Origin of the sequence: Mesorhizobium sp. M8A.F.Ca.ET.218.01.1.1 (genome assembly GCF_004791165.1) — a bacterium.
In the GTDB taxonomy this organism is placed as follows: Bacteria; Pseudomonadota; Alphaproteobacteria; order Rhizobiales; family Rhizobiaceae; genus Mesorhizobium.
The window spans coordinates 204,822-230,449 of sequence record NZ_SRUZ01000007.1; the positions used below are offsets into that span (position 1 = coordinate 204,822).

Here is a 25,628-nt window from a genome sequence, read left to right on the forward strand (position 1 = left end):
CCTTCTCCCACAAGGGGAGAAGGGAAGGGCGGCGCTCCGCTCTATTCCGCCATATCGACCGCAGCGAAATTCTGCCGGCCGAAGGGGTCGAGCACATAATTCAGCACGCTCTTGCGGATCGGGATCGCCACCATCGAATGGGCGATCGGCGCCACCGGCACCTCGGCCTTCAGGATCGCCTGCGCCTTGCCGTAGATCGCGGCGCGTTCTTTCGGGTCGGCGGCGACGCGGCCTTCGTCCAGCAGTTTTTCGAAATCCTTGTCGCACCAGCGCGAGCGGTTGGAGCCGCCCTTCACGCCGTCGCAGGACAGGAGATAGCTCAGCATGTTGTCGGGGTCGCCATTGTCGCTGCTGCCGCCGAGCAGGAACGTGTCCTGTTCGCCCGCCGCGGTGCGCTTGAGATATTCGCCCCATTCGAAGCTGACGATCTCCGAGTGCACGCCGACCTTTGCCCAGTCGGCCTGGATCATCTCGGCCATGCGCTTGGCGTTGGGGTTGTAGGGGCGCGACACCGGCATCGCCCACAGGCTGATCTTGAGGCCGCTTTCGTGGCCGGCCTCCTTCAGCAGCTTCTTGGCGCCATCGGGATCATAGTCGATGCCGGCATCGGTGACGGCTCCGAGCTGTGCCGGCGGCACGACGCTGCCGGCTACGGTGCCGGCGCCGGCATAGACCGCTTCGACGATCGCCTTGCGGTCGATGGCCTTTGCCAAGGCCATGCGCACGCGCACGTCGCCCAGCGGCTGGTGGTCGACGTTGAAGCCGAGGATGCCGATGTTCTGGCCCTTGAGATCGAGCACCGTGATGTCGGGGTCGCCGCGCAGATCGGCGACCGCGCTTGGCGGCGGCGGCGCGGCGACCTGGCATTCATTGGCCTTGATGCGCTCGACGCGGGTGGTCGGCTCGGGCGTGACGGCGAAGACCAGCGTGTCGATCTTCGGCGCGCCGCGCCAGTAATCCTTGTTGGCGGCGTAGCGGACCTGGCTGTCGGGAACATAGGCCTGAAGCACGAACGGGCCGGTGCCGACAGGCATGCTGTCGATCAGTTCGGGTGTGCCGGCCGCGACCATCTTTTGCGTCTGCTCCAGCGACAGGATGGAGAGATAGTCGAGCGCCAGCCCGGCCAGGAAGGTGACGTTGGGAGCCGTCAGCGTGAAGCGCACCGTGTGGTCGTCGACCTTGTCTATCTTGTCGATCAGCGTGCCCATGCCCAGTGCGTTGAAGTACTCGTAAGCGCCGCCGCCGAGCTTGTGGTAGGGATTGTCGGCGTCGCGCTGGCGGTTGAAGGTGTAGAGCACGTCGTCCGCGTTGAAGTCGCGCGAGGGCGTGAAATGCTCGTTCGACTGGAATTTCACGCCGTGCCTGAGATGGAAGGTGTAGGTCTTGCCATCGGGCGAAACATCCCAGCTTTCGGCCAACGCCGGTCCCACCTCCGTCGTGCCCGCCTTGAACTCGACCAGCCGGTTGAAGATCGTCTTGGCGGCTGCGTCCATGGTGGAATCGGCGATGCCGATCGCCGGGTTGAAGGTCTCGGGATTGGCTTCCGAGCAATAGACCAGGGTCTTGGCATAGGCCTGCCCGCCGAGAAGGACGGACCAGGCCAGAAGGGACGAAACCAGAAGGGACGGGGCAAGCACTGTGCGCAGAACGGTGGATTTCATCGCAAACGCTCCTGATGACACTTTACGGGTTGAGGGAAGGGCCTGAATTTCATGGCGCCGCTGCCGGGGCAAGGAAGCGGTCGGGCGCCAGCGCCGCGGCGGTGACGCCGAGCGCCGCCGCGGCATCCGCGGGCAGGGGCTCGCCGCGTATCAGCGCCGCGCTCATCCTGGCCAGTGTCAGCGACACCTGAAAACCGTAGCCGCCCTGGCCGCCGAGCCAGAAGAAGCCGGGCAGGCGCGGGTCGAAGCCGGCGACAGGCGTGCGGTCGGGCGCGAAGGTGCGCAGGCCCGCCCATGGCGTCGACGGACGGCCGATGCGCATCGACGTTGCCTGCTCGATGCGGTCGACCGCGATGGCGACGTCGATGTCTTCCGGCCAGGCGTCGCAAGGCTCTGAATCGGTTTCGTCGGCAAGCGAACCGATCAGCCTGCCGGCATCCGGCTTGAAATAGAACTGTTCGTGCAGGTCGACCACCAGCGGCCAGTTGGATATGTCCGCCCCGGCGGGCGCATCGAACAGGAAGGCGGTGCGCCGTTTCGGCTGGAAGCCGAGGCCGGAAAGACCGGCCAGGCCGGCGACGACATCGACCCAGGCGCCGGCGGCGTTGACGACGATGTCTGCCGAGTAGACCCCGGCGCTCGTTTCCACCCGCAGGCCGCGGCCGTCGGGCGAGATGGCGCGGACTTCCTCGCCGGTGCGGATGATGCCGCCGCCGGCTTTCAGCGCCGAGGCGCTTGCCGCCAGCATCTTGCCCGTGTCGACATCCACCGCGTCCGGCTCGTAAACGCCGCCGCAGGTGGCTTCCCTGGCTATGACCGGGACCAGCGCGTGAAGCTCGGCCGCCGACAGGCGGCGCACGCTGGGCACCAGCGCCTGCAATTCGCCGGCCAGCCGGTCGATGGCAGCGTCGTCACCCGTCCAGCCGACATGCAATGCGCCGCGCCGATGGGCGGCGAAGCCGCCGTCGGCTATTGCCTGCCGGCTGGCCAGCGTCAGCGCGCGCACCAGGCGGTTGCCATAGGTCTCGCTGAACAGGGCGGCGGAGCGGCCGCTGGCATGGTAGCCGAGATGCGGTTCGCGCTCGATGACGGTGACTTCGGCCCAGTCCGCCATCTCGGCGGCAAGCGAGAGGCCGGCAATGCCGCCACCGATGACGATGATCTTTCCGGGGGAGTTCGACCGCATCCTCCAGTCGTAAAAATAATTTCGTATCCAGTCAATATTTAGCGTATAAGAAAATTGTTGGTGTTGTTGATGGCGGTCGGGAGTTCGACTACCTAGGGCGGACAAGCGGCCCGGCTGCCGCGCCATGGAGCTGACAATGTCGGAGCAACCGAACCTCGGTGATTGTCTGCGTGCCCTGAGAAAGAGACATGGGTGGACCTTGCAGGAGGTCAGCACTCTCACCGGCGTCGCGGTGTCGACGCTGTCCAAGGTCGAGAACGACCAGATGTCGCTGAGCTACGACAAGCTGCTGCAGATCTGCGAGGGGCTCGGCATCCATGTGACGGAGCTGCTCAGCGGCGACCGCAAGCAGCCCGCGGCACGCACCCGCCGCTCGGTGACCTCGCAGTCCAACACGCTGCGCCAGCTGACCCGCAACTACGACTACCGGTATCTGGCCACCGATCTGGTGCGCAAGCGCATGGTGCCCATCCACGCCTATGCGCGCGCCCGCACGCCGCAGGAATTCGGCCCGCTGACCAGGCATGCTGGGGAGGAATTCCTGATCGTGCTCAAGGGCGAGATCGAACTGCACACCGACCAGTACGCGCCGGTGCGGCTGAAAGTGGGCGAGAGCGTCTACATCGATTCCACCATGGGCCACGCCTACCTGTCGGTGGGCGAGGGCGACGCAGAGATGCTGTGCGTCTGCTCCGGCGACGAGCCCGACATGGAAGGGACGCTGCTTTCCGTGCTGGAGACGGTGGAGGGGTAGGGGGCGATTGGCCGCGTCGGTTGCAATCGGCTGATGTCGGCGCTGCCCCTCACCTGCCTGCCGGCATCCTCTCCCCGTAAAGTGACGGGGAGAGGGGGGCTGTGGCGGATGATTTCGCCAATCCCCAACGTCGCAAGTAAGGGCGCCGGCGTTGCGACCGGCTTCTTTCCCCCCGTCACTATACGGGGAGAAATGCCCGGCAGGGCAATGAGGGCAGCGCCACCCGCCCAAGTTTTTTGCAGATCGATTCAGTCTTTCTGGTTCGAACTGCCTGGCGAAACCGGCTATAGGACCGCTGAAACCGCGACTCCCGCCAACCCAAAAAGGAAAATCCATGAGCTCAGAAAAGACAGCCGTCATCGTTGCCGGCGGCAGCGGCATGGGGGCGGCGGCGGCCAAGCGGCTGGCGGCGGACGGGTTCAAGGTCGCCATACTGTCCTCGTCGGGCAAGGGCGAGGCGCTGGCCAAGGACCTGGGAGGGCTCGGCGTCACCGGCTCAAACCAGTCGAATGACGACCTGCAGCGGCTCGCCGACCTGACGCTGGAGCGCTTTGGGCGCATCGACGTGCTGGTTAACAGCGGCGGCCACGGGCCGCGCGCGCCGATCCTCGAGATCAGCGACGAGCAGTGGCACACCGGCATGGACGTCTATCTGATGAACGTCATCCGGCCGGTGCGCATCGTGGCGCCGCAGATGGTCAAGCAGAAGGGCGGCGCCATCATCAACATCTCGACCGCCTGGGTGGCCGAGCCGAACGCGATGTTCCCGACCTCGGCCGTGTTCCGCGCCGGCCTTGCCGCCTACACTAAGATTTTTTCCAACACCTATGCATCGGACAATGTGCGCATGAACAATGTGCTGCCCGGCTGGATCGACAGCCTGCCGGCGACCGAAGAGCGCCGCGACAACGTGCCGATGCAACGCTACGGCACATCGGAGGAGATCGCCGCGACCATCGCTTTCCTGGCGTCGGAAGGGGCGGGCTATATTACGGGGCAGAGTATCCGCGTGGATGGGGGCGTTATCCGGGCGCTGTGACATATTAAGGGGCGTCGTGTTCCTTCGCGCCCCCCTCTGTCCTGCCGGACATCTCCCCCACAAGGGGGGAGATTGCAGTGTTGGCGCCCCGCGCCTTTTTGGAACGTTGAAACAATGGGCGAGAGCCGCAATCAAAGCTGATCTCTCCCCTCGTGGGGGAGATGTCCGGCAGGACAGAGGGGGGCGCTGTCCCGCCGCGTCTCAGGTTATTTCGCTGCCACCTGGTCTGCATCCGTCAGCGTCTGCAGGAACGCGACAATGTCGTCTATCTCGACATCCGTCAGCGCCGGCTTGTCGCCGGGTTTCTTGCCGTCGAAGGGCGGGTCCTGATTCAGGTTTGGCCAGTAAGCCTTTGGCAGGTCATCATATTTCCTCACCGTGCCGTCGGCGTTGCGGGGATACCAGCGGCCAGGGTCGGTATCGCGGCTGGCGTAGAAGGCAACGGCGTCGCGCAGCGTGTGGAACTCGCCATTGTGGAAGAAGCTCCTGCGCAGCGCGACGTTGCGCAGCGTCGGCGTCTTGAACAGACCGCAATAGTCGGTGCGGCCGTGAAAATCTGTGCGCAGCGGGCCGCACAGGCCGAGATCGGCATAGGCCGGGTCGGCATTGGCCGGAATGGCGGGATTGCGAGGCACGGCGATGGCGATCAGGCCGAAATCGGTGAATTGCGGCGGCTCGCCGTCATTGGCGGGTTCGCTGAGATGGCAACTGGCGCAATTGCCTTTTTTCTCGTCCTCGAACAGAGCGCGACCATGCAGCTCCTGCGTCGACAACGTCGCCTTGCCGGCGAGGAAGGCGTCGTAGCGGCTGGAATAGGGATAGAAATCGGCCGCGCTCTGCTCGAACGTGCCGAGCGCCTCGGCGGCGGCGTCGAAGGCATCGTTGGGATGGTTGAAGACATCCTGCCCGAACACCGTCTTGAACTCGCCGGCATAGGCCGACTTGCGCAAGGCGGCGGTGACCGCCCCGGCACCCTTGTTGGCCATCTCGAAGGGCGAGAGCAGGGGGATTTTCGCCTGGTCCTTGCCGTGGTCGGCGTGGCAGTCCCAGGTCAAGCCGCCGGTCGGACCGTTGTCGACGCTTTCGTCGCCCTCGTCCTCGGAATCATGGAAATGCTCGGTGAAGGCGGGCGCGGCCTGGAGATAACGCAGCGACGGCACCGCGCGCTGGCCCGGCAGGTCGAGGTTCGGTCCGCCCATCTCGACCGGCGCCGCCGAGGCCGGCCCGAAAGCATGGCTAGGATCATGACAGGACGAGCAGGCCTGCTTGCCCGAGGCCGAGAGCGAGGGGTCGAAGAACATTTTTCGCCCCAAGGCGGTCAGCGCCTTGGCGCGCGCGAAGGCTTCGGCGCGCGACAGTGGGCCGGGATGGAAGCCATCCGGCCCCGCCGAATTCGCGGGCGCGGCAAGGCCAAAGGTCGAGATCGCGGCAATGGCGATCGCCCGAATTTTCCATCGTCTTCTGGTCATGGGGCATGGTCCGCTTTGGCCCGGCAATAAGAACGCAGTGCAACGGATTGATGACCGGCTCCAGTGCTCACGAAACCGTGTTCGCCGTGGCGGCGGCTGTCACAAAGGTGACAAGGCAGCCACGTTAGCTGCCCTATGGTTCCCGCACCCCTCTAGCCACGGTCAAGCCACGAGGTCTTCCCATGACGAGGCTTAAGCTCTTCACTTCCTTCGGTCTGGCCGGTTCGGCCCTGCTTCCCCTGGCGGCGGCCAATGCCGCCCCTCCCGGCTTCGACAAGATCGACACCGTCGTCGTCATCTATGCCGAAAACCGCAGCTTCGATAATCTCTATGGCGGCTTCCCCGGCGCCAATGGCCTGGCCAATGTCTCGGCCGACCAGGCGCGCCAGCTCGACCGCGACGGCAAGCCGCTTACAGAACTGCCGCCGGCATGGGGCGGACTGACCGGCAAGGGGGTGACGCCAGTGGTGACCGAGGCGCAATCGGCGCATCTCGCCAATGCCAGCTTCGCCATCGACGACCCCCAGGGCTTCAACGAGAAGACCTCCGTCGTCACGCGCGACCTCTGGCACCGCTTCTACCAGGAGCAGATGCAGATCAATGGCGGGAAGAACGACAAATTCGTCGCCTGGGCCGATTCCGGCGGCCTCGTCATGGGCCACTATGACGGCTCGAGCCTGCCGATGTGGCAGGTGGCGAAGAAATACGTGCTGGCCGACAATTTCTTCCAGGGCGCATTCGGCGGCTCCTTTCTCAACCATTTCCAGCTCGCCTGCGCCTGTACGCCGGTCTACCCGCACGCCGACACCAGTCCGATCAAGGGCCAGATCGCCGTGGTCGATGCCGACGGCGCGTCGTTGAAGGTCGCCGACAATTCGCCGGCATCGGCGCTCGGGGGCGTGCCGAAATTCGTCAATGATGGCGCCATCACGCCCGATTTCCGTGCCGTCAACACCATGCAGCCGCCCTATCAGCCGAGCGCCAACAAACCGGCCGAGGGCGGCGACAAGGCGCTGGCCGACCCGACCGCGCCGACCACGCTGCCGCCGCAGCACGACATCACCATCGGCGATCTCCTGTCGCTGAAGGGCGTCGACTGGGCCTGGTATAGCGGCGCCTGGCAGGCAACGCTGGACGGCAAGAACGCCACTCCGGTGCCGAACTTCCAGTACCACCACCAGCCCTTCAACTATTTCGCCGCTTACGCACCCGGCACCGCCGCGCGGGCCGAGCATCTGCGGGACGGTGGCCTGGATGGCGCCGAGTTCATCAAGGCGATCGACGACGGCAAGCTGCCCTCGGTGAGTTTCTACAAGCCGCAAGGCAATCTCAATGAACATGGCGGCTATGCCGACGTGGCGAGCGGCGACCAGCATCTGGCCGACGTCGTCGCGCATCTGGAGAAGAGCCCGCAATGGGGCCACATGCTGGTGGTCGTCACCTATGACGAGAATGGCGGCTTCTGGGATCACGTCGCGCCGCCCAAGGCCGACCGCTGGGGCCCGGGCAACCGCATCCCGGCCTTCATCGTCTCGCCCTATGCCAGGATGGGCACGGTAGACCACACCCAGTACGACACGACGTCGATCCTGCGCTTCATCACCGCGCGCTACGACCTGCCGGTGCTGACCGGCATCGTCGCCCGCGACAAGGCGCTGGCCGCCAATGGCGAACCGCCGATGGGGGATCTGAGCGAGGCGCTGGACCTGAGCCGGTAGAGCGGACCGCGGTCATGCCGCCGCGCCGTGTGGCGCGGTGGCCGTTCTCAGCCGCCATTCACCAGCGCAAGGATAAGCTTCTGCAGATTGCCGCCCTGGCCGAGTTCGACGCGGTCGAAATCGCGGCTTGCCTGGCGCTGCGCCTGCGAGAGCGCGGCCAGGCGTCTGGTCATCTCGGCCCGGATCTTGCTGCATTTGGGGTCATCCGCGACGGTCAGGCCGACTGTCACCGCCTCGATCTTGCGCACCATGTCGACAATGGTCGCGCCATGCACCTTTTCGTGGGCGCTGACCCCGGCGAGGAAAACCTCCCAGTTCTTCTGGATGGCTGAAGGCAGCGGCGAGGAAGGGCTGGGCAAGGTGTAGGTGATGATGAGCCTGGGCTTGGCCGAGACCAGCACGCAGGCTCCGGCACGCGGCTGATAATCCCTGGTCCAGGTCAGCTTGAAATTGGTGTGGGCGATAGCGCGGCCGACGCCGACATTCGGCCCATTCTCGCCGATCGAGCGGTAGAGCTCCGGTCCGGACTGGCCTGAAATGGCATAGGTCTCGACCTTCTCGACCGGCTTCCATTCGGCATGGGCGGCGAGCGGCAAGGCCACCAGGGCGGCGGTCAGAAGACACAGGCGAACACAGGCTCTCGACACCGCTCTCTCCAAGGCGCGCGGCCTTGCCGGACGGCAATGCCATTCAACGGCTTTTCCTATATGCTGCCGGCGGGTGCTGCAAATGCCCGGAGGGGGAAGTCATGAGAAGATATTTCGTTGCCGCTGGCGCCTTGGCGGCATTGCTCGGCGTGCAGCCGGTTCTTGCCGCGTCCTGCGGCTGGAGCGCCAAGATGGAGGAAGACGAGGGCGGCAGCGTGCTGACCGCCTCCGTCTGCGGCGGGCCGAAAGGCGATGCGCAGCTGATGCTGGCCTGTTTCGACAATCCGGTGCTGAGCTACGATCTGGGTGACAGCGGCCAGCAACTGGAGCCGGGCATCAGCGGCGAGTTCGACTTCAAGGCCGATGGCAAGACGGTGACCAAGACGCTGCAGCTGGAGGCCATGTACAATTATTTCGTGGTCGATCTGGCGAAAGCCGACCCGCTGCTCGACCTGCTGCGCTCGAAGGGAGATGTGTCGGTCAGCGCGGCCAAATATGGCGATATCAGCTTTCCCCTGAAGGGGTCGAGCGCGGCCATCGGCAAGGTGCTGGCGCAGTGCGGCAAGGCCAAGCCTGCCGATGGGGATTGATTGGTGATACTGTGCGGCGGCTGTGGCAGCTACAATTGGGCTGAGCATCCGTACCGTCGTCATCCTAGGGCGGAGCAAGGAGCGAAGCGACGCAGCGCAGACCCTAGGATCCATGCCGTGACGTTCGCCGAGGAACACAGCGGAACCAGGATGTTCTCCCGACGCGTTACCCGATAGCCTTAACTTATGACCGGCTATGTCTACATGACCGCGAGCCAGAAGGGTGGCACCATCTATATCGGCGTCACGAACGATCTCGGTCGCCGCATGCCCGAGCACAAGTCCGGCAAAGGCTCGTATTTCACAAGTCGATATGGTGTGCAGCGACTGGTCTGGTATGAAGAATATTTCGACATCACCGATGCCATTCAGCGCGAGAAATCGCTAAAACGCTGGTCGCGACAATGGAAGATCGAACTGATCGAAAAAGCAAATCCGGAATGGTTCGAGTTGTTCCGCGGCACTGGGTGGTAGCGTTGTGTCCTGCCCCGCTTTGGTCGTTGCAGGCGTCCCGGCATGGATCCTAGGGTCTCCGCGACGGAGCTGCGCTCCTGCTTCGCCCTAGGATGACGAAGATGGGATAGCTTAGGCTAACCTTCGAAGGTGCCTCATCATCCTAACATCTGATGTCAGCCTGCCACTAGCCCATTGTCGTGAGAAGCATGTTGCCAAGCCGGAACATCCCCACGAAGGGGGAAGGGGAGCCGAACCTTGCCGCCGGTGACGGCTAGCCGTATCTCATCCGCCATGACCAACATCCAATTCCGCAAGGCGCAAGCCTCCGACCTGCCGGCCATCGTCGCCATGCTCGCCGATGATCCGCTGGGAGCGAGCCGCGAAGATGCCTCGTTGCCGCTGGCGCAAGGCTATGTCGATGCCTTCGACGCCATCGACGCCGACCCAAACCAGCTGCTGGCGGTGGCCGTCGACGGCGCCGTGGTGATCGGTACCTTGCAGATCACCTTCCTTGCCGGGCTTTCGCGCAAGGGCGCGTGGCGGGGGCAGATCGAGGCGGTTCGCGTTGCCGGCGGCAGGCGCTCCGGCGGCATCGGCAAGAAGATGTTCGAATGGGCGATCGGACAATGCCGGGCGCGCGGCTGCGGCCTTGTCCAACTCACGACCGACAAGGGCCGGGCGGATGCGCACCGCTTCTATGAAGGGCTCGGCTTCACCGCCAGCCATATTGGTTACAAGAAGAGCCTTTAGACACGGACGCCGACGGCGACTGGCGTATAGCGGAAGCCTTTCAGGCACTATTCAAATCGGCTGACAAAGCGGATATAGGTCAGTCAGGTTGACCTATTGTAAATACGTCCGGGAGGCGTGTCTTGACCCTTTTGAACCTGTTGGCGTCGCGTTCGTCGCGCATGAAGGCGTCGGAAATCCGCGAGCTGCTGAAGCTGCTCGACCAGCCCGACATCATCTCGTTCGCCGGCGGCATTCCCGATCCCTCGCTGTTTCCGGCCGATGCCATCCGCGACGCCTATGCCGATGTGCTGGGCGGGGCGGAAGCCGGGGCGGCGCTGCAGTATCAGGTCTCGGAAGGCTATCTGCCGCTGCGGAAGTGGCTCGCCGGACAGATGGGCAAGCTCGGCATCGCGTGCGACGAGGCCAACATCTTCATCACCTCCGGCTCGCAGCAGGCCCTGGATTATCTCGGCAAGCTGTTCTTGTCGCCGGGCGATACGGCGCTGGTGACATGGCCGACCTATCTCGGTGCGCTGCAGGCCTTCAACGCCTATGAGCCGCGCTACGACCGGCTGCGCCCCGAAGGCGGCAACATGACGCCGGCGGCCTATCGCGCCGCTGCCGCCGCCAATGGCGGGCGTGTGAAGTTCGCCTATCTGGTGCCCGACTTCGCCAATCCGACCGGCAACACGCTGGACCGAAAGCAGCGCGAGGCCGTGCTCGACCTTGCCGGCGAGCTCGACATCGCCGTCATCGAGGACGCCGCCTACCGGGCGCTGCGTTATGACGGCGAAGGCGTGCCGCCGATCCTGGCACTGGACTGCGCGCGCTCCGGCGGCATCGACAAGGCACGCACGCTCTATTGCGGCTCGTTCTCGAAGATCCTGTCGCCGGGCATGCGCGTCGGCTGGGTCTGCGCGCCGCGCCACGTGATCGAGAAGCTGGTGCTGATGAAGCAGGCCTCCGACCTGCACAGCCCGTCGGTCAACCAGATGGTCATGCACCGCGTCGCCGAATCCGTGTTCGACGGCCAGGTGGACAAGCTGATCGGCGCCTATCGCGAGCGCCGCGACGGGCTGCTCGGCGCGCTGGAAGCGAACATGCCGGAGGGCGTGACCTGGAGCCGCCCGGAAGGCGGCATGTTCGTCTGGGTGACGCTGCCGGAAGGCGCCGACGCCACCGAACTCCTGGCGCGGTCGGTGAAGGAGGCGCGCGTCGCCTTCGTGCCCGGCAATGCCTTTTACGCCGACGGCACCGGGCGCAATACGCTGCGGCTGTCCTTCACGCTGGCCAATCGCCGCGCCGTGACCGAGGGCATTCCACGGCTGGCGGCGCTGCTCAAGAGCTAGGCCCGCGCCCGGCGCCTACGCCGGCACGTTCACCAGATATTTGAGCTTCGCGAGCCTGGCGCGGGCGAGCTTGCGGATCGGCTTTTGGAAACCCTCTACGCCGGTCTCGACGACGAAGACCAACGTCTTGAAGTCCAGCATGAACTCATCGATGGCCCGCGTCGTCTGTTCGGACCTATCCTTGAACCGGCGCAGCAATGCGTTCGCTTCCTCGATGCCGTCGGCATCGGCGCTGTCGATTAGCGCTTCAAGCTTCTGAAAACAATCCAATCGCAAGTCCTCCCGCCGCGCCCCCAAACTCGCCGTCAGCCGAATGGTTCCATCGCGCCCGAAGATTTGTCGCTGGTTGTCAGCAGATGCACGTGCCGCGCGTTGACGCCCTGCCGCCCGGACCTAAATTCGAGACCTTGCGAGGATGAGCTTTCATGGAAACCCAGGAATTGCATCGCGGCCGGCTCATCGACCACCTCCAGCTCGTGGTGCGGGATCTCCCCGCCAGCCGGCGCTTCTACGAAGCGGTCTTCCAGGTGCTCGGTGTCCCGATCGGCGGCACCGGCGAGGATTATTTCTGGGCCGACGAATTGTTCATCTCCAGCGCCGACAGCCGGGCCGCACAGGGAAAGCTGACCGGCCGTCATCACCTGGCCTTCCAGGCCAGGGATCACGCGATGGTCGATGCCTTCCACAAAGCCGGGCTGGCGGCCGGCGGCACGGACAATGGCGCGCCGGGCGAGCGGCCCTATCATCCCGGCTACTATGCCGCCTTCGTGCTCGACCCCGACGGCAACAACATCGAGGCCGTCCACCACGGCCCGGCCAACCGCAGTGCGGCTTCCGTGAAGATCACATTCTAGGTAAGGGCACTCGGCCGGCAGACGCCACAGCGCCGAGCGATGCGGGTGATTCCGCGCCGCATTTTTCCGGGTATTTGGAAATTCGAGCCCGCGCTGGCGAATCCGCTCGGATTCTTGACCTGTGCCGCACTGAAATTGTCCTGCAGGGCATGGATAGCGCCGCCTCTGGACAGGAGGCAAATCGGTCCCATAGGGTGCGGCTTCAGGGAGGACGCGTGCGCGGGAAAGGCCGGTTGCTCGTTGAAAAAGAATGTCTTCTCGTCGGTCGATCTGCCGCCGCATCTCGACGACCGCGCGCGCTTCGCGCTCTGGCAGGACATCCACGTCGCGGAGATATGGTCGGTCGAATACGCCATCTCCGCGAACGTGCCTTTCCAGGCGGATATCGAAGCCACCGCGATCGGGCCGCTGGTGCTCGGACGGATGGCCGGGACGATCAGGCACGCCAGCCGCAAGACCCGCAACATCGCCGATGACGGCCGCGACGGTTACCTGCTGCTGGTCAACGATGGCGACACAAGCCTGAGCGGCGTGCAGACCGGCCGCGACTACAGCATCGGCAGGGGCGAAGGCGCGCTGGTCTCGGCTTCGGAAGCGCTGGAAATGACCGGCGGCGACCACAATGTCTGGACCAATGTCGTGGTGCCCCGCGAAATCCTGGAAAATGCCTTTGCCCATGTCGAGGATCGCCTGGCGCTGACCATCGGCGCCGACAATGAAGCGCTCGACATGCTCAAGCGCTACTGCGGCTTCCTGGAAGCGGGACCGGCGTTGCTCTCGCCCGATCTCGTCGCCCACGCCACCGAGACGATCGTCGACCTGATCGGGCTGGCGACAGGCGCCAAGGGCGAGATCGCCGAGCTTGCGGGCGTGCGCGGCCTGCGCGCGGCAAGGCTGCGGGCCATCCTGCAGAAGATGCGGGACAACTTCGCCGATCCCGGCATCTCGGCCCAGCACATCGCCCAGCAATTGCGGCTTTCCGCGCGCTACGTCCATGATCTCTTGCAGGAAACGGGCTCCAGTTTCGCCGAGCATATTCTCGAACTGCGCCTGCAGAGAGCCCATCGCATGCTGCGCGACCGGCGCAACGACCGCATGCGGGTCAGCGAGATCGCGCTGTTGAGCGGCTTTTCCGACGTCTCCTATTTCAATCGCTGTTTCCGCCGCCGCTTCGGCTCGACGCCAAGTAGCGCTAGGTAGCGTCTCCGACAGCGATCCCCCGTGGGATACCCGACACATCGATCGAGTGAGGCCGAATGGCCACACGGACGGGGAAAGCACAGCCGCGCTTTCCCCGACAATTCGGGTGCGGCCCAGCCCAAGACGCGGCCGGTGGACAATGCAAAACCGGGTTCTCGACAACAGCTGGATCTCCGGGGGCATCAACGCGGCGGAGAACGACAATTGGGGCAGCAGACAACAATGAAAACTCTTCTTCTTGCTACGGCCATCCTTCTCGCGCCGGTCGGCGCGGCATGTGCGGCGGACATCGGCGAAACCGCGCCGGCCGGTTACGACTGGTCCGGGCTTTATGCCGGCGCCGACGTCGGTTACGCCGCCGGAAAGTCCGGCGGGACACGGCATCTTTTTGGGGGCGGCAAACAGTGAAGACGATCCTTCTGGCAACGATCCTTGCAACGGTGCCAGCCGGCATGGCGTTCGCCGCCGACGCCACTCAAACCTTGCCCGTGGCTGCCAGCTACAGCTGGTCCGGCGGCTATGTCGGCGCGCAGGCCGGATATGCCTGGGGGAACGCCAGGGTCGGGCAGACTTTCGCGCCAGGGGCCTTCGACGATTATGGCTGGGGCTACGGCCCGTCCGGCGGTTTCGGCGGTCTCTATGCCGGCTATGACAAGCAGTTCGACGGCGGCCTGGTCCTCGGCATCGAGGGCGACTACAGCTTTGCCAGCGTCAAGGACACCACACTCTATCGGGCGGCTGGCGTAGACGATCCCGGCTTCGGCGGCGTGCTCGAACTGGAGGCAGTCGGATCGGTTCGCCTGCGGGCCGGCTATGCGATGGATCGCTGGCTTCCCTTCGTCACCGGCGGCCTGGCGATGGCGAAGTACAAGCACACTACGGTCGCCCTTCCAGGCGGAGCCGCTTATGCCGATGTCGAGGACACCGTCAGCGGTTATACGCTGGGCGCGGGTGCCGAATACGCCGTCACCGACAATTGGCTGGTTCGGGGCGAATACCGCTTTGCCGATTTCGGCCGCCACCCCTCGACACGCATCGCGGTTCCCAGCGGGGTTCCCTTGCATGATGAGATCGACCTGAAGACGAACGATATCCGGCTCGGCATCGCCTACAAATTCTGAACAGTGCTTATCTTTCGCCGCTGGCGCAGCGTCGGAAATTCGTATTCGAGGGCTCCAAATGCATCGCTTTTCCATCTGCCTCGCGTCGCTGATCGTCGCGACATCGGCTCGCGCGGCGGATATCCTGCAGCCGCTTGCCACCGAGACGGCGGTGGCGCCGCGTATTTCCGGTTATGGCGAACTCTATCTCGGCGGACTGCGCTTCGTCGGCGACGATTACACGACGCGGGCCGGCGGCGGTGCCCTGCGCGTCAACATCCCGTTTGCACAGCGCTGGAATTTGCAGGGCGACCTGACTTACGACCGCATATGGGGCCACTACGACGCGCTGGATGAAACGCGCGGTGCGATCCATGGCTTCTACCGCGATCCCGACCGTTTTGCCGCCGGCATCTTCGCCGCCTACACATCGGTCGGCGAAAGCGGCGTCACCGTGAACAATTATGCTGTCGGCCCGGAAGCACAACTCTATCTCGGCAACCTGACCCTCTATGGCCAGGCCAGTGTCGGCCAGCTCACCATCAGCGACTTTCACGGCGACCAGTGGGGCGTGCGCGCCGTGGCGCGTTATTTCGTCCGCAAGAACTTTCGCCTCGATGCGGAACTCGACTTCAACCGAACCGACTACGACGGCACCAACGAGGACGTGGTCGGTGCGGCCGTCCAGGCCATGTACCGGTTCGACGAGACGCCCTGGGCGGTGTTCGGACGCTATGAATTCGAACGGAGGAAGTTCGAAACGTCCACCCAGGACCTCAGGGCAAACAAGGTCGTCATCGGCCTGCGCGCCAGCTTCGGCAGCGACTCCCTCTTCGACGAGGACCGCAACGGCGCGACCATGGACACTTACCGGCCCGCTTCGGTGGTCAATACGAAGTGAGCCGGCGGCACGGCTGAAAGCGCGGCCGTGATCGCATCGCAATTGGCTGCATGACTGGAGGCAATCGCGTCCCGCCGCTCACGCTTGGGCGGTGCGTCGCTTCGAAAGCGACTGCCACAACTCGGTTTCCTCGGTGAAGCCACCTTCGAAAGCTTCCATGACTTCGCGCGCCAGCTGGTCTCTCTGATCCTTGTCCTTGAGGGCCAGACGGCGCTCTCGGCACAGCTGGTCGAACACCTTCTGGAGAAGGTCCAGATCGTCGGACGTGAACATGCTGGTGAATTTTGAGAAAGCCATGGCGCTCTCCTCCCTCGTCGGGCGAAAGCACCTGAGTTGACTTTCAAGCGTCCGTTTGCCTGGGTTGGTGCGGACGACAAGGCACACTACACCCGCGGCGGCGGCTTTACGAATCTTTTGTAGTCGTAGAACCAAACCGGCCCAATACCGATCGCTGCCTTGCGTTGCCAGATCGGTGGCTGCGGTGCTAACCGAAAAAGGCGGACGGGAATCGGCGTTGAAGCAATGCGCGCCGCCTTTCTCAACAACATCCCGAACAGAACATCTCTTGCCCACCGTGGAGAAACAATTTTCATGCAAAAATCAACCAAGGCGATCCGGGTCGCCGCGCCGTTGCTTGCGATTTTGGGCATGGTCGCACCATTCATATTACCAATGACTCATATATCTTCGGCGCAGGCTCAGGAGGAATATCTTCCGACCCAGAAGGACTTTGTCGGCAAATGGCAACTCAGCGGCGCCACCACCCGGCCGCCGCGCGACATGAAGGATGCGCCCACGCCGGAACAGGAAGCCGCCGCCAATGAGTTCCAGCAGACGGTGACCGCGTTTTACGACGCGTTCGATTATCTGGAGATCACGGCGGATGGCCGCTACAATTTCCATCAGCCCGGCGACCCGACATCGGGTTCCTGCGTCTGGTGCGGAACCTGGTCCTTCAGCAAGAGTTCGCTATGGCTCGAGCTGGACACGGCGCCCAGGCTCGATATCTACGCCAAGGGCGGCGACATCCAGATGACCTACACCGCCGAACCCGACGAAAAATCGAAATACGCCTGGCTGGTCTTCGGCTGGACGAAGGTTGATTAGACGGCGCCCCGCGACGCCCCCGAGCAAATTCGACGGGGTCCGAGCGGCTTTTCATCCATCTCGTATTCTCGTATACGAGATTGATTGGCTACCCGAGGAATCCGCATGAGTCCACTGCCTGAAGCCGTGCCGTTTTTCAGTCAGTGGGAGACGCCCGACATGACGCTGGCGGTGCTCGCCGATGGCGCTGAGGCCGCGTTGCGGCGGGATCCGCTATGGCAGGGATCGGGTGCCGCCACGCGCGACGAATACGCGGTCTGGGCCGCCAATGTCTGCGGCATGGCGTGTCTCAAGATGATCCTGGCGACGCGTGGCCAGATCGTGCCGACGATCGAACTGGCAAGACGGTGCACCGGATATGGCGGCTATGTCGTCAATGAAGGCTCGATCAAGGGGCTGATCTACGCGCCTTTCGTTGCCTTCGTGAAGCAGGAATTCGGCCTCGAGGCCGAGGTGATGACCAATGTCGCGACGGCGGACATTCCAGCGATCCTCGCCCGGTCGCGCTTCTTCATCGCTTCGGTCAGCAGTTCGATCCGCTGGCCCGAGCGCGAGGCGCCATCGAAGGGCGGACACCTGGTTCTGGTCACCGCCGCGTCGGATGAGGGTTTTCGCTTTCACAACCCATCCGGCCATACCAGCGCCACACAGGCAAACGCAGTGTTGGCGCCAGGCGATTTCGATCGTTTCTTCGCCAATCGCGGCATTGCCGTCGCCATTTGATTTTCGACAGTTGAGGGATTTCGATGACCGGAAAGATCAGGGTTGCCATCCTCTATGGCGGGCGCTCGGCCGAGCACGACGTGTCGCGGCTGTCGGCGGCCAACGTGCTGAAGGCGATCGACCGGACGCGCTACGAGGTGGTGCCGATCGCCATTTCCCGGGAGGGCAGGTGGCTGCTGCAATCCTCGTCCGAGGCTGGCGGCGATGGGGCAGGGGCTCCGGTGTCGGAGGACGGCGTGGAGGTCGCCCTGCTGCCCGGCGGCAAGGGCCGGCTGATCCCGGCGTCGCACGAGGGAATACGGGCTGACCTTACGCCTGTCGATGTCGTCTTTCCCGTGCTGCACGGTCCCTTCGGCGAGGACGGCTCGGTGCAGGGCTATGCGGAAGTCGCCGATGTCGCCTATGTCGGCTGCGGCATTCTGGCTTCCGCCGCCGCCATGGACAAGGACGTCGCCAAGCGGCTCATGCGCGAGGCCGGCCTTGCCGTCGCCCGCTCGGTCACCGTGCACAGAGGCGATGTCGGTTCGTTCCAGGAGATCGCCGGGGCGCTTGGGCTGCCTTTCTTCGCCAAGCCGGCACGCCAGGGCTCGTCCTTCGGGGTGAGCAAGGTGAACGACGGGGATGGCTTTGAAGCGGCCGTCGAAACGGCTTTCCGCTACGACGGCAAGGTGCTGATCGAGGAGTTCGTCGAAGGCCGCGAGATCGAGTGCTCGGTGTTGCAACGGGCAGGCGGCTCGCTCACGGTTTCGCTGCCGGGCGAGATCATCCCGGCCGGCAAGCATGGCTTCTACACCTATGAGGCCAAATATCTCGATGCCGACGGCGCGATGGTCAAAGTGCCCGCCGACGTCCCCGCCGCGATCGCCGACAGAGCGAGGGACATGGCTGGGCAAGCCTTCAAGGCGCTGGGCTGCGAGGCCATGGCGCGCGTCGACTTCTTCCTGCGTGCCGACGGCTCCCTGCTGGTCAACGAGGTCAACACGCTGCCCGGCTTCACCGACATCTCGATGTACGCCAAGGCGCTGGCGGCGATCGGCATCGGCTACGCGGAGGTCATCGACGCGCTGATCGAGCACGCGCTGGCGCGGCACGGCGTGCGCTGATCCGATCCGGGCAGGCAGCCCGTCGGAAGGCCGGTGCGCCCTTTCAGCACGGTCGCCACGCCGGATAAACTGCGCCTTGAACGACGTGTGTTTCACCTCTGGCTAATGTTGTACGCCGGCTCTATATGCCCGATCATGGAGCCGGCAGGAGGGACAGGGAATGGCGGCCAATCGTCGAAACGGGATGGCATCGCCGCCTCATGGATTGGAGGATATTCTTTCGCCCGCCGCCCCACACCCTCGAACGTCATTGCCCAATGTGGCCACCATCGTCACCACGGTGGCGGCGCTCTATTTCGGGCGTGAGGTTTTCCTGCCGATAGCAATCGCGCTGTTGCTGACTTTCGCGCTCGCCCCTCTTGTGTCCGCGCTCAAACGGGCCGGTATTCCCCGGATTGCCGCCGTCATCGTCAGCGTTTTGGGGGCGTTCGCCGCCCTTGCCCTGTTCAGCTTCATTCTCGCCACGCAGGTCAGCGAACTGGCGCAGAACATCCCGGTCTACCAGACCAACATCCTGACCAAGATCCGCTCGCTCAAGGAGACCGGAGTCGGCGGAGGGATCATTGCCAGGTTGGGCAAGGTTGTCGAACGTGTCGGCCAGGAGATCGACAGGCAGGAGACGTCGCCGCCGGCCGCCACCCCGGAAAAGCCGCCGCGTGAGCCGGTGCCGGTCGAGATCGTCTCGCGCGAAAGGCCGCTGGAGGTCCTGCAGAACATAGTCGGGCCGCTGATCAGCCCGCTCGGATCGGCCGGGCTGATCATCGTGGTCGTCATCTTCATGCTGCTCGAGCGAGAGGACTTGCGCGACCGCTTCATCCGGCTTGTCGGTTATGGCGACCTTCACCGCACCACCGAGGCGCTTCAGGATGCCGGCAAGCGTGTTGGCCGGTACCTGCTGATGCAACTGGTCGTCAACATTTTGTACGCGATACCGATAGCGATCGGGTTGTGGATCCTCGGCATTCCAAATGCCTTGCTATGGGGATTGCTCGCGTTAGCCCTGCGGTTTGTTCCTTACATCGGGCCTGCCATAGGCATGCTGCTGCCGCTGTTCCTGGCGCTGGCCGTGGCGCCAGGCTGGTCGCTCGTGCTGTGGACAGCCGCCCTGTTCGTGGTGATGGAACTGGTTACCGGCAATGTCGTCGAACCCTGGCTTTATGGTTCGCGAACCGGGCTGTCATCCCTCGCCATCATCGTAGCGGCCATCTTCTGGACGTGGCTCTGGGGGCCGCTTGGGCTGGTCCTGTCAACACCGCTCACCGTGTGCCTGGTGGTGCTGGGCAGGCACGTGCCGCAGTTCGAGTTCCTCGATGTGCTCTTCGGCAACGAGCCTGTGCTCGAACCCCATGCGCGCCTCTACCAGCGTCTGCTGGCCGGTGATCCGGACGAAGCCACGGACCACGCCGAAGAGATGCTGGAAGAGAAATATCTGGTCGATTTCTACGACAAGGTCGCTATTCCCGCACTTCTGCTGGGTGAGCAGGACCGCGCGCGCGGTGTCATGGGCGATCAGCAAAGGCGGCAGTTGGCGGCCAGTGCGCAGGCGCTGGTGGCAAACCTCGACGAAAGTGCGCAGGAGGAAGCGGATGAGGAGGATGGCACGCTCGTGGCCGCGGAGGCGAGCGACGACGGTGAGACCGCCGGCGAGGAGGAGGCCGACCTGCCCGACGGCACGGATATGTCGGTGCTTTGCGCTGGCGGGCGTGGCGAGCTTGACGACGCCGCAGCAGCCATGCTGGCCCAGGTCCTGGAAGTCCAGGGCACGACGGTCTCGAAGGCAGGCTTTGCAGACATGGAACCGGGAGGTATTCGCCGCCTCGAACTCGACACCGTCGACACGGTCGTGGTTGGCTTCCTGAACCCGGATTCCATCAAGCACGCCCGGTTTCTGGTTCGCCGGCTAAAGCGCACGAAGGCAGCGCTGCGGGTGGGCATCGTGTTCTGGTCGGAGACCGGAAATGAGGACAAGGACGCAGCCGTCAAACTGGCCCAGGACATCAACGCGGATTTCGTGGCGCATGGCATGATGGATGCCGTGGTGGGCGCGCTGTCGAACGAGCCGCCGGTCGCCCTGAAGCTCGTTGCCAAACGCCGCATGCGGCGTCAGCGGGCCACCCCGAGAAAGGCCTCGGCCACCGCTGCGAGCTAGGGCAATTCCCGGAAAAGTGTGTAGGGGTTTCGCGGTCGTTTACATATTTGAAGCAACGTCGCGGGAGGAGGGCGGCTTGGGCTTGTGGGCTGGCCGCATCTTCGCGGTCTGGTGGGGAAGGCGGGAAACAGGTTTGACCGGATTTCCAGCGACCGGTGCCTGAACCTTGCGGCGCCGGAGCCAGTTGGAAGACAGTTCGGCAAGCAGACTGCGCAGGGTCTTCACAACATTCTCCTCCGTCGGGCGATGCAGTAACCTCCAGAGACCGGACTTGTTCCACTGCGCTTGGAGCCGTGGCGGTCCGCAGGCTTTTTTGACTATTGCATCGAGGCTGACCGAGGAAGATCGAACGGCATGACCGCACTCTCCTCGCCATTGTCGACGAGCCCGTTCCCACTCGCAGCCAAGCCGTTGCCCAGAGCGTCGAATTCGATTGCCGCGCCAAGCACCTGGGCAGCGTGCAGGACAAGGTATTCGACATCCTCGAGGGCGACATTCTCGGCCAGGTTTCGCACCCTGATCTGTTCGGCCACCGCGCTGATGTTGACGATGCCTGCCATCTCAAAGGCCCTCTGGACCGCCGAATTGACGTCGTCCAGCAACCGCGAAGAGTATTCGTACCGCATTTAAACCTCCCTTGGAGGGTTGTTTCTATCCATGTCGCAGCATGCGCCAGGTGGACGCGGATGACAAGCGAATTCTCAAAAATATTTGAATAAAATCAATAAGTTAGCATAGTGATGCAAGTGGGGGTCCGACGTCTTATTCTCATCATGGGTTAGATGCGCCGTTCCCCCACTGGCGGCACTTGACGCATTATGAGGCAAACCCTATTTATTAGCTGAACGAGGTAGATACTAACTCGACACATTCTCAGCTCCAGCGAGGAAGCTTAGATGGCTGACCTGGAACGTCCGGAACGGCTGCAGATCATGCTCACCGTTGACGAATTGATGGCCCTGGAAAACTGGCGCTTCGAAAAGCGCATGCCGAGCCGCTCCGCCGCGGTCAGGGAACTATTGCGCCGGGGTCTGGCCTCCGATGGCTTCCTCGCCGCCGGGCAAGGGACCAAATCGCAGGAATTCGGCGTGCTGGCGCCCGAGGTCGATGGCAGAAGGCCAAACGGCGGGACAGCTGAGTAAGCCGGGAGCTGCGGATTCCTTAATTCCGTCAGGGGGGCGATTGCCTCGATTGGTTTGCGGGCTAGTTAGGTGGCCATGACGGAATTCCTGGCGGCGATGAGTGATGTTGAAGACAAGGGACGATTGGGCGCGAGCGCCGATGCGCGGCTGGCGGCGATTGTCGATTCCTCTTTCGATGCGATCATCAGCAAGGATCTGACCAGCGTCATCACAAGCTGGAACCTCGCTGCTGAACGCATGTTCGGCTACAGCCCCGAGGAAGCGGTGGGGCAGTCCATCCTCATGCTGATACCCGATCACCTCAAGGGCGAAGAGACGGAGATCATCAGCCGGGTTCGCAGCGGCGATCGCGTGGCGAGCTATGAGACGACCAGAAGGCGCAAGGATGGCTCGCTCATTGCCGTTTCGCTGACGGTTTCGCCAGTCAGGAACGGCGTAGGCGAGATCATCGGCGCTTCGCAGATCGCCCGCGACATCTCCGCCGCCAAGGAGAGCGAGCGCCGCATCAGGCTGTTGATGCGCGAGGTCAACCATCGCGTCAAGAACCAGTTCGCGGTCATCCTGTCGATGGTCAGGGAGACGAGCAAGCGCTCGAGCGACCCGCAAGAGTTCGAGGAACTGATACGCGCCCGCATCATGGCGCTGTCGCGCTCGCATGATCTGCTCGTCACCTCGGAGTGGGCGGGAGCGAGCCTCTTCGACCTGATCCAGGAGCATCTGAAGCCCTTCGGCCGCGAGGAGCAGATCCTGCTTTCCGGGCCGGTCCTGACGCTGCAGTCGAACGCGGTGCAGAACCTCGGCATGGCTTTCCACGAGCTCGGCACGAACTCGTCCAAATATGGCGCCCTGTCCAGTGATGCCGGCCGGGTCGAGATCACCTGGACGATAGGCTCTAGCGCCTTGGGCGAGCGTGAATTCCAGTTGACCTGGGAGGAGACATCCAAGCCTCGTCCCGGCGACCGGCGCGACGAGACCACGCGCAAGGGGTTCGGCACCGTCGTGCTGCAGCGTGTGGCGCCGCAGTCGCTGGGTGGCTCAGCCGTTCTGGAACGGTCGCCCGGCCATTTGAAATGGCGATTGAGCGCGCCCCTGGCCTCCATCATCGTGGCGCAAGCCGGTACCGAGCCCATCGCCGATGCGGCGGGTTTGGGTATTTAGATTCGAGATTTCAATAGGTTGTCCGTTCGATCCTGAACGAGGAAGCTTGGTTGCCGCCGGGCAGGTGCGCGTAGAAATAGCGGTCATGGTGGGGCGGCGGGGGACCCCGCCGCCCGTTTTACCGGTCACGGATGATGATGGATATGCCTTTCGGCATCGACTTCGCCAACCGTGAAGCTCTGGAAGCCCGGCATGAGCTGCCATATGGCGGCAAGACCGATGACCGTATAGGCGAGGCGGGCCAAGGTGGCTCCACCAAGGGCCGTGCCGATCACGTCATAGCCCGTTACGCCCATGGCCAGCCAGTTGAGACCACCAAGGATGATAAGGGCGAGGGTGACGAGGTTCATGATGCGCATAAACGCCTCCTGATGTTGCCTGAACAAACGCCGGAAGAAAAACGCCTGTGGTTTCAGGAGGTTCCGTCAATCACGGAATTGTGAACGGTGGTAACGAGCGTGAGCGGTGGCTGGGCGCGAAATCAGGCCGGGTTGCGGCGCCTGGAGCCTATTCGACCAGGACGTGCGCCTCGCGCGCGGCCTCGACAAAGGCCTCCCTCGCGATATCCGGGGAAACGTCGCCACTCGTGGCGCGACGGCAGGCGCGTAGCGCCGACTGATGTTTCAGGCTGCCGGCATCGCGCCAATGTGTCGTGAGGAGTTCGATGGCCTGTTGTGTGTTGGACAGGTTGCGGGTGGCTCCGGTGACGCCGACCGAAACCACAACGGGCTTGGAGAACCACGCGGTTTGCATTGGAACCTCGACCATGTTGCGCATGGAACGCGCGTGGCCGCGCGAGGTTTCATATCAGCCGATCACTGTCGCGTGAGGCTCGGCCCGGCATCTCCCGGCAAAACAAGGCCTAGAGGATGTTGGTCGTCACCTCGACGATGATCGCGGCGCCTTCCAGGCCGCCGTTGGGCACATGCACGACACGCGAGACCCGCAAATCCTGCGGGCTTCCGTCGACCGACAGGGAAACACTCTCTCCAATGCGCGGCACGGCCTGGAAGGTGGCGTTGGTGGCGTCCGGCCGGTTGTCGATGGATATGCGGCAATTGACGGTCATGGAATGTCTCCTGTGGCTGGCGGTGCCGGTCGTCAACGCGGGGTCCGTGAAATGGTTTCAGGAGGGCCGGGGCAAACCGAGTGACCTGCCCGATGTCCGCCTGGCGGCCAACGGGCGGTCCGACGGCTTCCAGGCTTCTAGTTGGCTCTCGGAACGAAGTAGTTGGTGGTGACCGCATCGCGGCCCATCCCACGCGTGACTTGAACCGTGGCATAGCCTTCCGGGGGAATCGAGCCGGTCGCCGTCCGGTCGACCTGCTTGCATCGGCCGACCATTTCGCCGCCCGGCCACGGTGCCAATCTGACTGCAAGGGCCGCTTGGCATTCCTCCAGCGAGGAATAGGCAACGGGCTGCGACTCCATGGGCCGGCAGAGCGATGCGTTGCATGAAAGCATGATCATTACCGCCGCGGTTGCCGGATCCATGAAACTCTCCTGTTGGCCGACAACGTGCAACGGGCCGCAAGGTTTCATGCCGGGGATCGAGCACCGTCCCGTGGGCATTCGGCTGCGCTTCTTCCGCAGGTATTCGAAGCCTGCAATCGAAACTGCTTGGCCAGGGAAGCGACCGCGCTTAAAGGCCCGGCCCCGGTCCGCGCCTTTGGGTGGACCAAACGCCGGAACATCAAAGGCCAAACGAGGATATCGTCCAAGCGTTCTGGTACCCGAGGCGCGGCTTGGTATTCGCTGCGTCGGTCTGGGTCGACGTTGCTGTTCCGGTTGCAGTGCAGTCCAATTTTGCCGCCAATGCCGCCTTGATCGATAGACCAGCGCATGTGTTCGCAGCAGTGACTTTTGCCTTCTTTTCGTGCGCCGCAGCGACACTTGAACCGGCGAGGACAAGCGCCAGGCAAACGAGAGCCATTTTCATTAGAGCCACCTATTTTAGTGTAATCTAAATTAAAGTTAACGTAACGTTAACTGGCCGTCAATCGCGACGGGGTCCAGGGCGGAAGTCGCCGTCCTCCTGCCATTCTGAATTGTTCATCCAAGGCCCCAGGCGCCCGCCTGGGGCTGGACTACGGAGGCACGATGACTTGGATTTTCCGGTGCGAGCGGTCCTAGCAGGCAGGGCACCGGCCGATATCCTACCTGTATCCCGATTGGCCGATCGGTAGCGGATCTGAAGCGATCCGGCCTGATTCCGTTCAGAGAGTTCGCTTGCGGTTTTCTGCCTGGTTCCCGTTCATCGACTCGAACCACATCCCCGATCGCATGTCGTCACGGGGGTTTTAAGGACTACCGGCAGCCGGGCCAAGCTGGAGTTCCTCCCGGCGGCTTACGATGCTCAGCACAAATGCCGTTTGCTGGATTATCCCCGCCTCAGCGCGGACACACTCTCAGGTCCAGATACTAGCCTAAGCCGCGAAGCGCTGCAGCGCTCGCTACATTGGAAAGAATTTCACGGGATCGCTCTATAAGCCTACGGTTCCCCTCGATGACTTCCTGAGTTTCCTTGATGCGACGCTCCGTTTCATCCAAGCGGTCAACCAGCTTTTTGGTGTCATCGATGTGTTGCATG

Annotated in this window: 31 protein-coding genes; 18 read left to right on the plus strand and 13 right to left on the minus strand. The window is 63.6% G+C overall.

The window, feature by feature from the left end; translation table 11 throughout:
* Positions 1 to 41 precede the first annotated feature (41 nt).
* Both EN861_RS24735 and EN861_RS24740 read right to left on the minus strand, forming a co-directional pair.
* Complete coding sequence (locus tag EN861_RS24735) at positions 42 to 1,661, minus strand: ABC transporter substrate-binding protein (RefSeq protein WP_127870369.1); 1,620 nt, start codon at positions 1,659 to 1,661, stop codon at positions 42 to 44.
* A gap of 49 nt (positions 1,662 to 1,710) precedes the next feature.
* A complete protein-coding gene (locus tag EN861_RS24740; RefSeq protein ID WP_127870370.1) occupies positions 1,711 to 2,847 on the minus strand; it encodes an FAD-binding oxidoreductase in 1,137 nt (378 codons plus the stop codon).
* A gap of 136 nt (positions 2,848 to 2,983) precedes the next feature.
* On the opposite strand from EN861_RS24740, the gene EN861_RS24745 reads away from it, so the two are divergent.
* Both EN861_RS24745 and EN861_RS24750 read left to right on the plus strand, forming a co-directional pair.
* Positions 2,984 to 3,601 carry an XRE family transcriptional regulator gene (locus EN861_RS24745; protein ID WP_135866151.1) on the plus strand — a complete coding sequence of 206 codons (618 nt, stop codon included), beginning with the start codon at positions 2,984 to 2,986 and terminating at the stop codon, positions 3,599 to 3,601.
* A gap of 334 nt (positions 3,602 to 3,935) precedes the next feature.
* Positions 3,936 to 4,640, plus strand: coding sequence for an SDR family oxidoreductase (locus tag EN861_RS24750; protein WP_135866153.1), 705 nt, complete (start codon positions 3,936 to 3,938; stop codon positions 4,638 to 4,640).
* Between the two features lie 206 nt (positions 4,641 to 4,846).
* Here the strand turns inward: EN861_RS24750 and EN861_RS24760 are convergent, their stop codons facing one another.
* Positions 4,847 to 6,109: a cytochrome-c peroxidase gene (locus tag EN861_RS24760; protein ID WP_135866157.1), complete on the minus strand. Its 1,263-nt coding sequence runs from the start codon at positions 6,107 to 6,109 to the stop codon at positions 4,847 to 4,849.
* A 182-nt stretch (positions 6,110 to 6,291) separates the two neighbouring features.
* On the opposite strand from EN861_RS24760, the gene EN861_RS24765 reads away from it, so the two are divergent.
* Complete coding sequence (locus tag EN861_RS24765) at positions 6,292 to 7,827, plus strand: acid phosphatase (RefSeq protein WP_135866160.1); 1,536 nt, start codon at positions 6,292 to 6,294, stop codon at positions 7,825 to 7,827.
* 47 nt (positions 7,828 to 7,874) lie between these two features.
* On the opposite strand, the gene EN861_RS24770 is transcribed toward EN861_RS24765, so the two are convergent.
* The gene (locus tag EN861_RS24770; protein ID WP_135866162.1) at positions 7,875 to 8,474 is read right to left on the minus strand and encodes a DUF922 domain-containing protein; all 600 of its coding nucleotides are present in this window, start codon (positions 8,472 to 8,474) and stop codon (positions 7,875 to 7,877) included.
* Between the two features lie 101 nt (positions 8,475 to 8,575).
* Between EN861_RS24770 and EN861_RS24775 the strand changes: the two genes are divergently transcribed.
* From EN861_RS24775 to EN861_RS24790, 4 genes are all read left to right on the plus strand, one after another.
* Positions 8,576 to 9,064, plus strand: coding sequence for a hypothetical protein (locus EN861_RS24775; RefSeq protein ID WP_245512103.1), 489 nt, complete (start codon positions 8,576 to 8,578; stop codon positions 9,062 to 9,064).
* Between the two features lie 186 nt (positions 9,065 to 9,250).
* A complete protein-coding gene (locus tag EN861_RS24780) occupies positions 9,251 to 9,538 on the plus strand; it encodes a GIY-YIG nuclease family protein (RefSeq protein ID WP_127280753.1) in 288 nt (95 codons plus the stop codon).
* Between the two features lie 273 nt (positions 9,539 to 9,811).
* Positions 9,812 to 10,270, plus strand: coding sequence for a GNAT family N-acetyltransferase (locus tag EN861_RS24785; RefSeq protein ID WP_135866423.1), 459 nt, complete (start codon positions 9,812 to 9,814; stop codon positions 10,268 to 10,270).
* A 161-nt stretch (positions 10,271 to 10,431) separates the two neighbouring features.
* On the plus strand, positions 10,432 to 11,601 hold the full coding sequence (locus EN861_RS24790) for a PLP-dependent aminotransferase family protein (RefSeq protein ID WP_189343734.1): 1,170 nt from the start codon (positions 10,432 to 10,434) through the stop codon (positions 11,599 to 11,601).
* A gap of 15 nt (positions 11,602 to 11,616) precedes the next feature.
* Here EN861_RS24790 and EN861_RS24795 read toward each other — a convergent pair whose 3' ends face one another.
* Positions 11,617 to 11,871: a hypothetical protein gene (locus EN861_RS24795; protein WP_245464337.1), complete on the minus strand. Its 255-nt coding sequence runs from the start codon at positions 11,869 to 11,871 to the stop codon at positions 11,617 to 11,619.
* A gap of 155 nt (positions 11,872 to 12,026) precedes the next feature.
* Between EN861_RS24795 and EN861_RS24800 the strand changes: the two genes are divergently transcribed.
* From EN861_RS24800 to EN861_RS24820, 5 genes are all read left to right on the plus strand, one after another.
* Positions 12,027 to 12,455, plus strand: coding sequence for a VOC family protein (locus EN861_RS24800; RefSeq protein ID WP_127278007.1), 429 nt, complete (start codon positions 12,027 to 12,029; stop codon positions 12,453 to 12,455).
* A 240-nt stretch (positions 12,456 to 12,695) separates the two neighbouring features.
* Positions 12,696 to 13,655 (plus strand): AraC family transcriptional regulator, encoded by a 960-nt coding sequence (locus tag EN861_RS24805; protein WP_127278006.1) that lies wholly within the window; start codon positions 12,696 to 12,698, stop codon positions 13,653 to 13,655.
* Positions 13,656 to 13,877: 222 nt separating this feature from the next.
* Positions 13,878 to 14,063: a hypothetical protein gene (locus EN861_RS24810; protein ID WP_245464336.1), complete on the plus strand. Its 186-nt coding sequence runs from the start codon at positions 13,878 to 13,880 to the stop codon at positions 14,061 to 14,063.
* Positions 14,060 to 14,776: an outer membrane protein gene (locus EN861_RS24815; RefSeq protein ID WP_127278005.1), complete on the plus strand. Its 717-nt coding sequence runs from the start codon at positions 14,060 to 14,062 to the stop codon at positions 14,774 to 14,776. Before EN861_RS24810 ends, EN861_RS24815 begins: the two co-directional genes overlap by 4 nt.
* Positions 14,777 to 14,834: 58 nt before the next feature.
* The gene (locus EN861_RS24820; protein ID WP_127278004.1) at positions 14,835 to 15,656 is read left to right on the plus strand and encodes an outer membrane beta-barrel protein; all 822 of its coding nucleotides are present in this window, start codon (positions 14,835 to 14,837) and stop codon (positions 15,654 to 15,656) included.
* A gap of 78 nt (positions 15,657 to 15,734) precedes the next feature.
* Here EN861_RS24820 and EN861_RS35550 read toward each other — a convergent pair whose 3' ends face one another.
* Entirely contained in the window at positions 15,735 to 15,953 is a 219-nt protein-coding gene (locus EN861_RS35550; protein ID WP_189343723.1) for a hypothetical protein, read from the minus strand.
* Positions 15,954 to 16,247: 294 nt separating this feature from the next.
* On the opposite strand from EN861_RS35550, the gene EN861_RS24830 reads away from it, so the two are divergent.
* From EN861_RS24830 to EN861_RS24845, 4 genes are all read left to right on the plus strand, one after another.
* A complete protein-coding gene (locus tag EN861_RS24830; RefSeq protein WP_127278009.1) occupies positions 16,248 to 16,763 on the plus strand; it encodes a hypothetical protein in 516 nt (171 codons plus the stop codon).
* 105 nt (positions 16,764 to 16,868) lie between these two features.
* Positions 16,869 to 17,486, plus strand: a complete 618-nt coding sequence (locus EN861_RS24835) for a C39 family peptidase (RefSeq protein ID WP_135866164.1) — start codon at positions 16,869 to 16,871, stop codon at positions 17,484 to 17,486.
* Positions 17,487 to 17,509: 23 nt separating this feature from the next.
* Positions 17,510 to 18,589: a D-alanine--D-alanine ligase family protein gene (locus EN861_RS24840; protein WP_127278002.1), complete on the plus strand. Its 1,080-nt coding sequence runs from the start codon at positions 17,510 to 17,512 to the stop codon at positions 18,587 to 18,589.
* A gap of 160 nt (positions 18,590 to 18,749) precedes the next feature.
* The gene (locus tag EN861_RS24845) at positions 18,750 to 20,738 is read left to right on the plus strand and encodes an AI-2E family transporter (protein ID WP_135866166.1); all 1,989 of its coding nucleotides are present in this window, start codon (positions 18,750 to 18,752) and stop codon (positions 20,736 to 20,738) included.
* Positions 20,739 to 20,777: 39 nt separating this feature from the next.
* Here EN861_RS24845 and EN861_RS24850 read toward each other — a convergent pair whose 3' ends face one another.
* Together EN861_RS24850 and EN861_RS24855 are read right to left on the minus strand one after the other, a co-directional pair.
* Positions 20,778 to 20,963: a hypothetical protein gene (locus EN861_RS24850; protein WP_127278000.1), complete on the minus strand. Its 186-nt coding sequence runs from the start codon at positions 20,961 to 20,963 to the stop codon at positions 20,778 to 20,780.
* A gap of 92 nt (positions 20,964 to 21,055) precedes the next feature.
* A complete protein-coding gene (locus tag EN861_RS24855) occupies positions 21,056 to 21,364 on the minus strand; it encodes a hypothetical protein (protein ID WP_127277999.1) in 309 nt (102 codons plus the stop codon).
* 270 nt (positions 21,365 to 21,634) lie between these two features.
* Here EN861_RS24855 and EN861_RS24860 point away from each other — a divergent pair, with 270 nt between their 5' ends.
* Positions 21,635 to 21,880 carry a hypothetical protein gene (locus tag EN861_RS24860; RefSeq protein WP_127277998.1) on the plus strand — a complete coding sequence of 82 codons (246 nt, stop codon included), beginning with the start codon at positions 21,635 to 21,637 and terminating at the stop codon, positions 21,878 to 21,880.
* A gap of 96 nt (positions 21,881 to 21,976) precedes the next feature.
* The gene (locus EN861_RS24865) at positions 21,977 to 23,038 is read left to right on the plus strand and encodes a PAS domain S-box protein (RefSeq protein WP_245464335.1); all 1,062 of its coding nucleotides are present in this window, start codon (positions 21,977 to 21,979) and stop codon (positions 23,036 to 23,038) included.
* Between the two features lie 125 nt (positions 23,039 to 23,163).
* On the opposite strand, the gene EN861_RS24870 is transcribed toward EN861_RS24865, so the two are convergent.
* The 5 genes from EN861_RS24870 to EN861_RS35555 all read right to left on the minus strand — a co-directional run bounded on the left by EN861_RS24870 (position 23,164) and on the right by EN861_RS35555 (position 25,627).
* On the minus strand, positions 23,164 to 23,397 hold the full coding sequence (locus tag EN861_RS24870) for a DUF378 domain-containing protein (protein ID WP_127870385.1): 234 nt from the start codon (positions 23,395 to 23,397) through the stop codon (positions 23,164 to 23,166).
* A 148-nt stretch (positions 23,398 to 23,545) separates the two neighbouring features.
* On the minus strand, positions 23,546 to 23,815 hold the full coding sequence (locus EN861_RS24875; RefSeq protein WP_245511705.1) for a DUF982 domain-containing protein: 270 nt from the start codon (positions 23,813 to 23,815) through the stop codon (positions 23,546 to 23,548).
* An 85-nt stretch (positions 23,816 to 23,900) separates the two neighbouring features.
* A complete protein-coding gene (locus EN861_RS24880; RefSeq protein ID WP_127870386.1) occupies positions 23,901 to 24,107 on the minus strand; it encodes a hypothetical protein in 207 nt (68 codons plus the stop codon).
* Between the two features lie 137 nt (positions 24,108 to 24,244).
* On the minus strand, positions 24,245 to 24,532 hold the full coding sequence (locus EN861_RS24885; protein ID WP_127870387.1) for a hypothetical protein: 288 nt from the start codon (positions 24,530 to 24,532) through the stop codon (positions 24,245 to 24,247).
* Between the two features lie 927 nt (positions 24,533 to 25,459).
* Positions 25,460 to 25,627, minus strand: coding sequence for a hypothetical protein (locus EN861_RS35555; RefSeq protein WP_189343724.1), 168 nt, complete (start codon positions 25,625 to 25,627; stop codon positions 25,460 to 25,462).
* Position 25,628: the final 1 nt, after the last annotated feature.

What these genes read in the sequence shown, in the direction of transcription:
- EN861_RS24885 (WP_127870387.1), bottom strand. Translation starts at nt 24,532, where the DNA reads ATGGATCCGGCAACCGCGGCGGTAATGATCATGCTTTCATGCAACGCA.
- EN861_RS24855 (WP_127277999.1), bottom strand. Translation starts at nt 21,364, where the DNA reads ATGCGGTACGAATACTCTTCGCGGTTGCTGGACGACGTCAATTCGGCG.
- EN861_RS24875 (WP_245511705.1), bottom strand. Translation starts at nt 23,815, where the DNA reads ATGCGCAACATGGTCGAGGTTCCAATGCAAACCGCGTGGTTCTCCAAG.
- EN861_RS24810 (WP_245464336.1), top strand. Translation starts at nt 13,878, where the DNA reads ATGAAAACTCTTCTTCTTGCTACGGCCATCCTTCTCGCGCCGGTCGGC.
- EN861_RS24845 (WP_135866166.1), top strand. Translation starts at nt 18,750, where the DNA reads ATGGCGGCCAATCGTCGAAACGGGATGGCATCGCCGCCTCATGGATTG.
- EN861_RS24745 (WP_135866151.1), top strand. Translation starts at nt 2,984, where the DNA reads ATGTCGGAGCAACCGAACCTCGGTGATTGTCTGCGTGCCCTGAGAAAG.
- EN861_RS24765 (WP_135866160.1), top strand. Translation starts at nt 6,292, where the DNA reads ATGACGAGGCTTAAGCTCTTCACTTCCTTCGGTCTGGCCGGTTCGGCC.
- EN861_RS24800 (WP_127278007.1), top strand. Translation starts at nt 12,027, where the DNA reads ATGGAAACCCAGGAATTGCATCGCGGCCGGCTCATCGACCACCTCCAG.
- EN861_RS24870 (WP_127870385.1), bottom strand. Translation starts at nt 23,397, where the DNA reads ATGCGCATCATGAACCTCGTCACCCTCGCCCTTATCATCCTTGGTGGT.
- EN861_RS24775 (WP_245512103.1), top strand. Translation starts at nt 8,576, where the DNA reads ATGAGAAGATATTTCGTTGCCGCTGGCGCCTTGGCGGCATTGCTCGGC.
- EN861_RS24780 (WP_127280753.1), top strand. Translation starts at nt 9,251, where the DNA reads ATGACCGGCTATGTCTACATGACCGCGAGCCAGAAGGGTGGCACCATC.
- EN861_RS24835 (WP_135866164.1), top strand. Translation starts at nt 16,869, where the DNA reads ATGAGTCCACTGCCTGAAGCCGTGCCGTTTTTCAGTCAGTGGGAGACG.
- EN861_RS24880 (WP_127870386.1), bottom strand. Translation starts at nt 24,107, where the DNA reads ATGACCGTCAATTGCCGCATATCCATCGACAACCGGCCGGACGCCACC.
- EN861_RS24820 (WP_127278004.1), top strand. Translation starts at nt 14,835, where the DNA reads ATGCATCGCTTTTCCATCTGCCTCGCGTCGCTGATCGTCGCGACATCG.
- EN861_RS35555 (WP_189343724.1), bottom strand. Translation starts at nt 25,627, where the DNA reads ATGCAACACATCGATGACACCAAAAAGCTGGTTGACCGCTTGGATGAA.
- EN861_RS24760 (WP_135866157.1), bottom strand. Translation starts at nt 6,109, where the DNA reads ATGACCAGAAGACGATGGAAAATTCGGGCGATCGCCATTGCCGCGATC.
- EN861_RS24740 (WP_127870370.1), bottom strand. Translation starts at nt 2,847, where the DNA reads ATGCGGTCGAACTCCCCCGGAAAGATCATCGTCATCGGTGGCGGCATT.
- EN861_RS24790 (WP_189343734.1), top strand. Translation starts at nt 10,432, where the DNA reads ATGAAGGCGTCGGAAATCCGCGAGCTGCTGAAGCTGCTCGACCAGCCC.
- EN861_RS24865 (WP_245464335.1), top strand. Translation starts at nt 21,977, where the DNA reads ATGAGTGATGTTGAAGACAAGGGACGATTGGGCGCGAGCGCCGATGCG.
- EN861_RS24840 (WP_127278002.1), top strand. Translation starts at nt 17,510, where the DNA reads ATGACCGGAAAGATCAGGGTTGCCATCCTCTATGGCGGGCGCTCGGCC.
- EN861_RS35550 (WP_189343723.1), bottom strand. Translation starts at nt 15,953, where the DNA reads ATGGCTTTCTCAAAATTCACCAGCATGTTCACGTCCGACGATCTGGAC.
- EN861_RS24830 (WP_127278009.1), top strand. Translation starts at nt 16,248, where the DNA reads ATGCAAAAATCAACCAAGGCGATCCGGGTCGCCGCGCCGTTGCTTGCG.
- EN861_RS24750 (WP_135866153.1), top strand. Translation starts at nt 3,936, where the DNA reads ATGAGCTCAGAAAAGACAGCCGTCATCGTTGCCGGCGGCAGCGGCATG.
- EN861_RS24735 (WP_127870369.1), bottom strand. Translation starts at nt 1,661, where the DNA reads ATGAAATCCACCGTTCTGCGCACAGTGCTTGCCCCGTCCCTTCTGGTT.
- EN861_RS24860 (WP_127277998.1), top strand. Translation starts at nt 21,635, where the DNA reads ATGGCTGACCTGGAACGTCCGGAACGGCTGCAGATCATGCTCACCGTT.
- EN861_RS24785 (WP_135866423.1), top strand. Translation starts at nt 9,812, where the DNA reads ATGACCAACATCCAATTCCGCAAGGCGCAAGCCTCCGACCTGCCGGCC.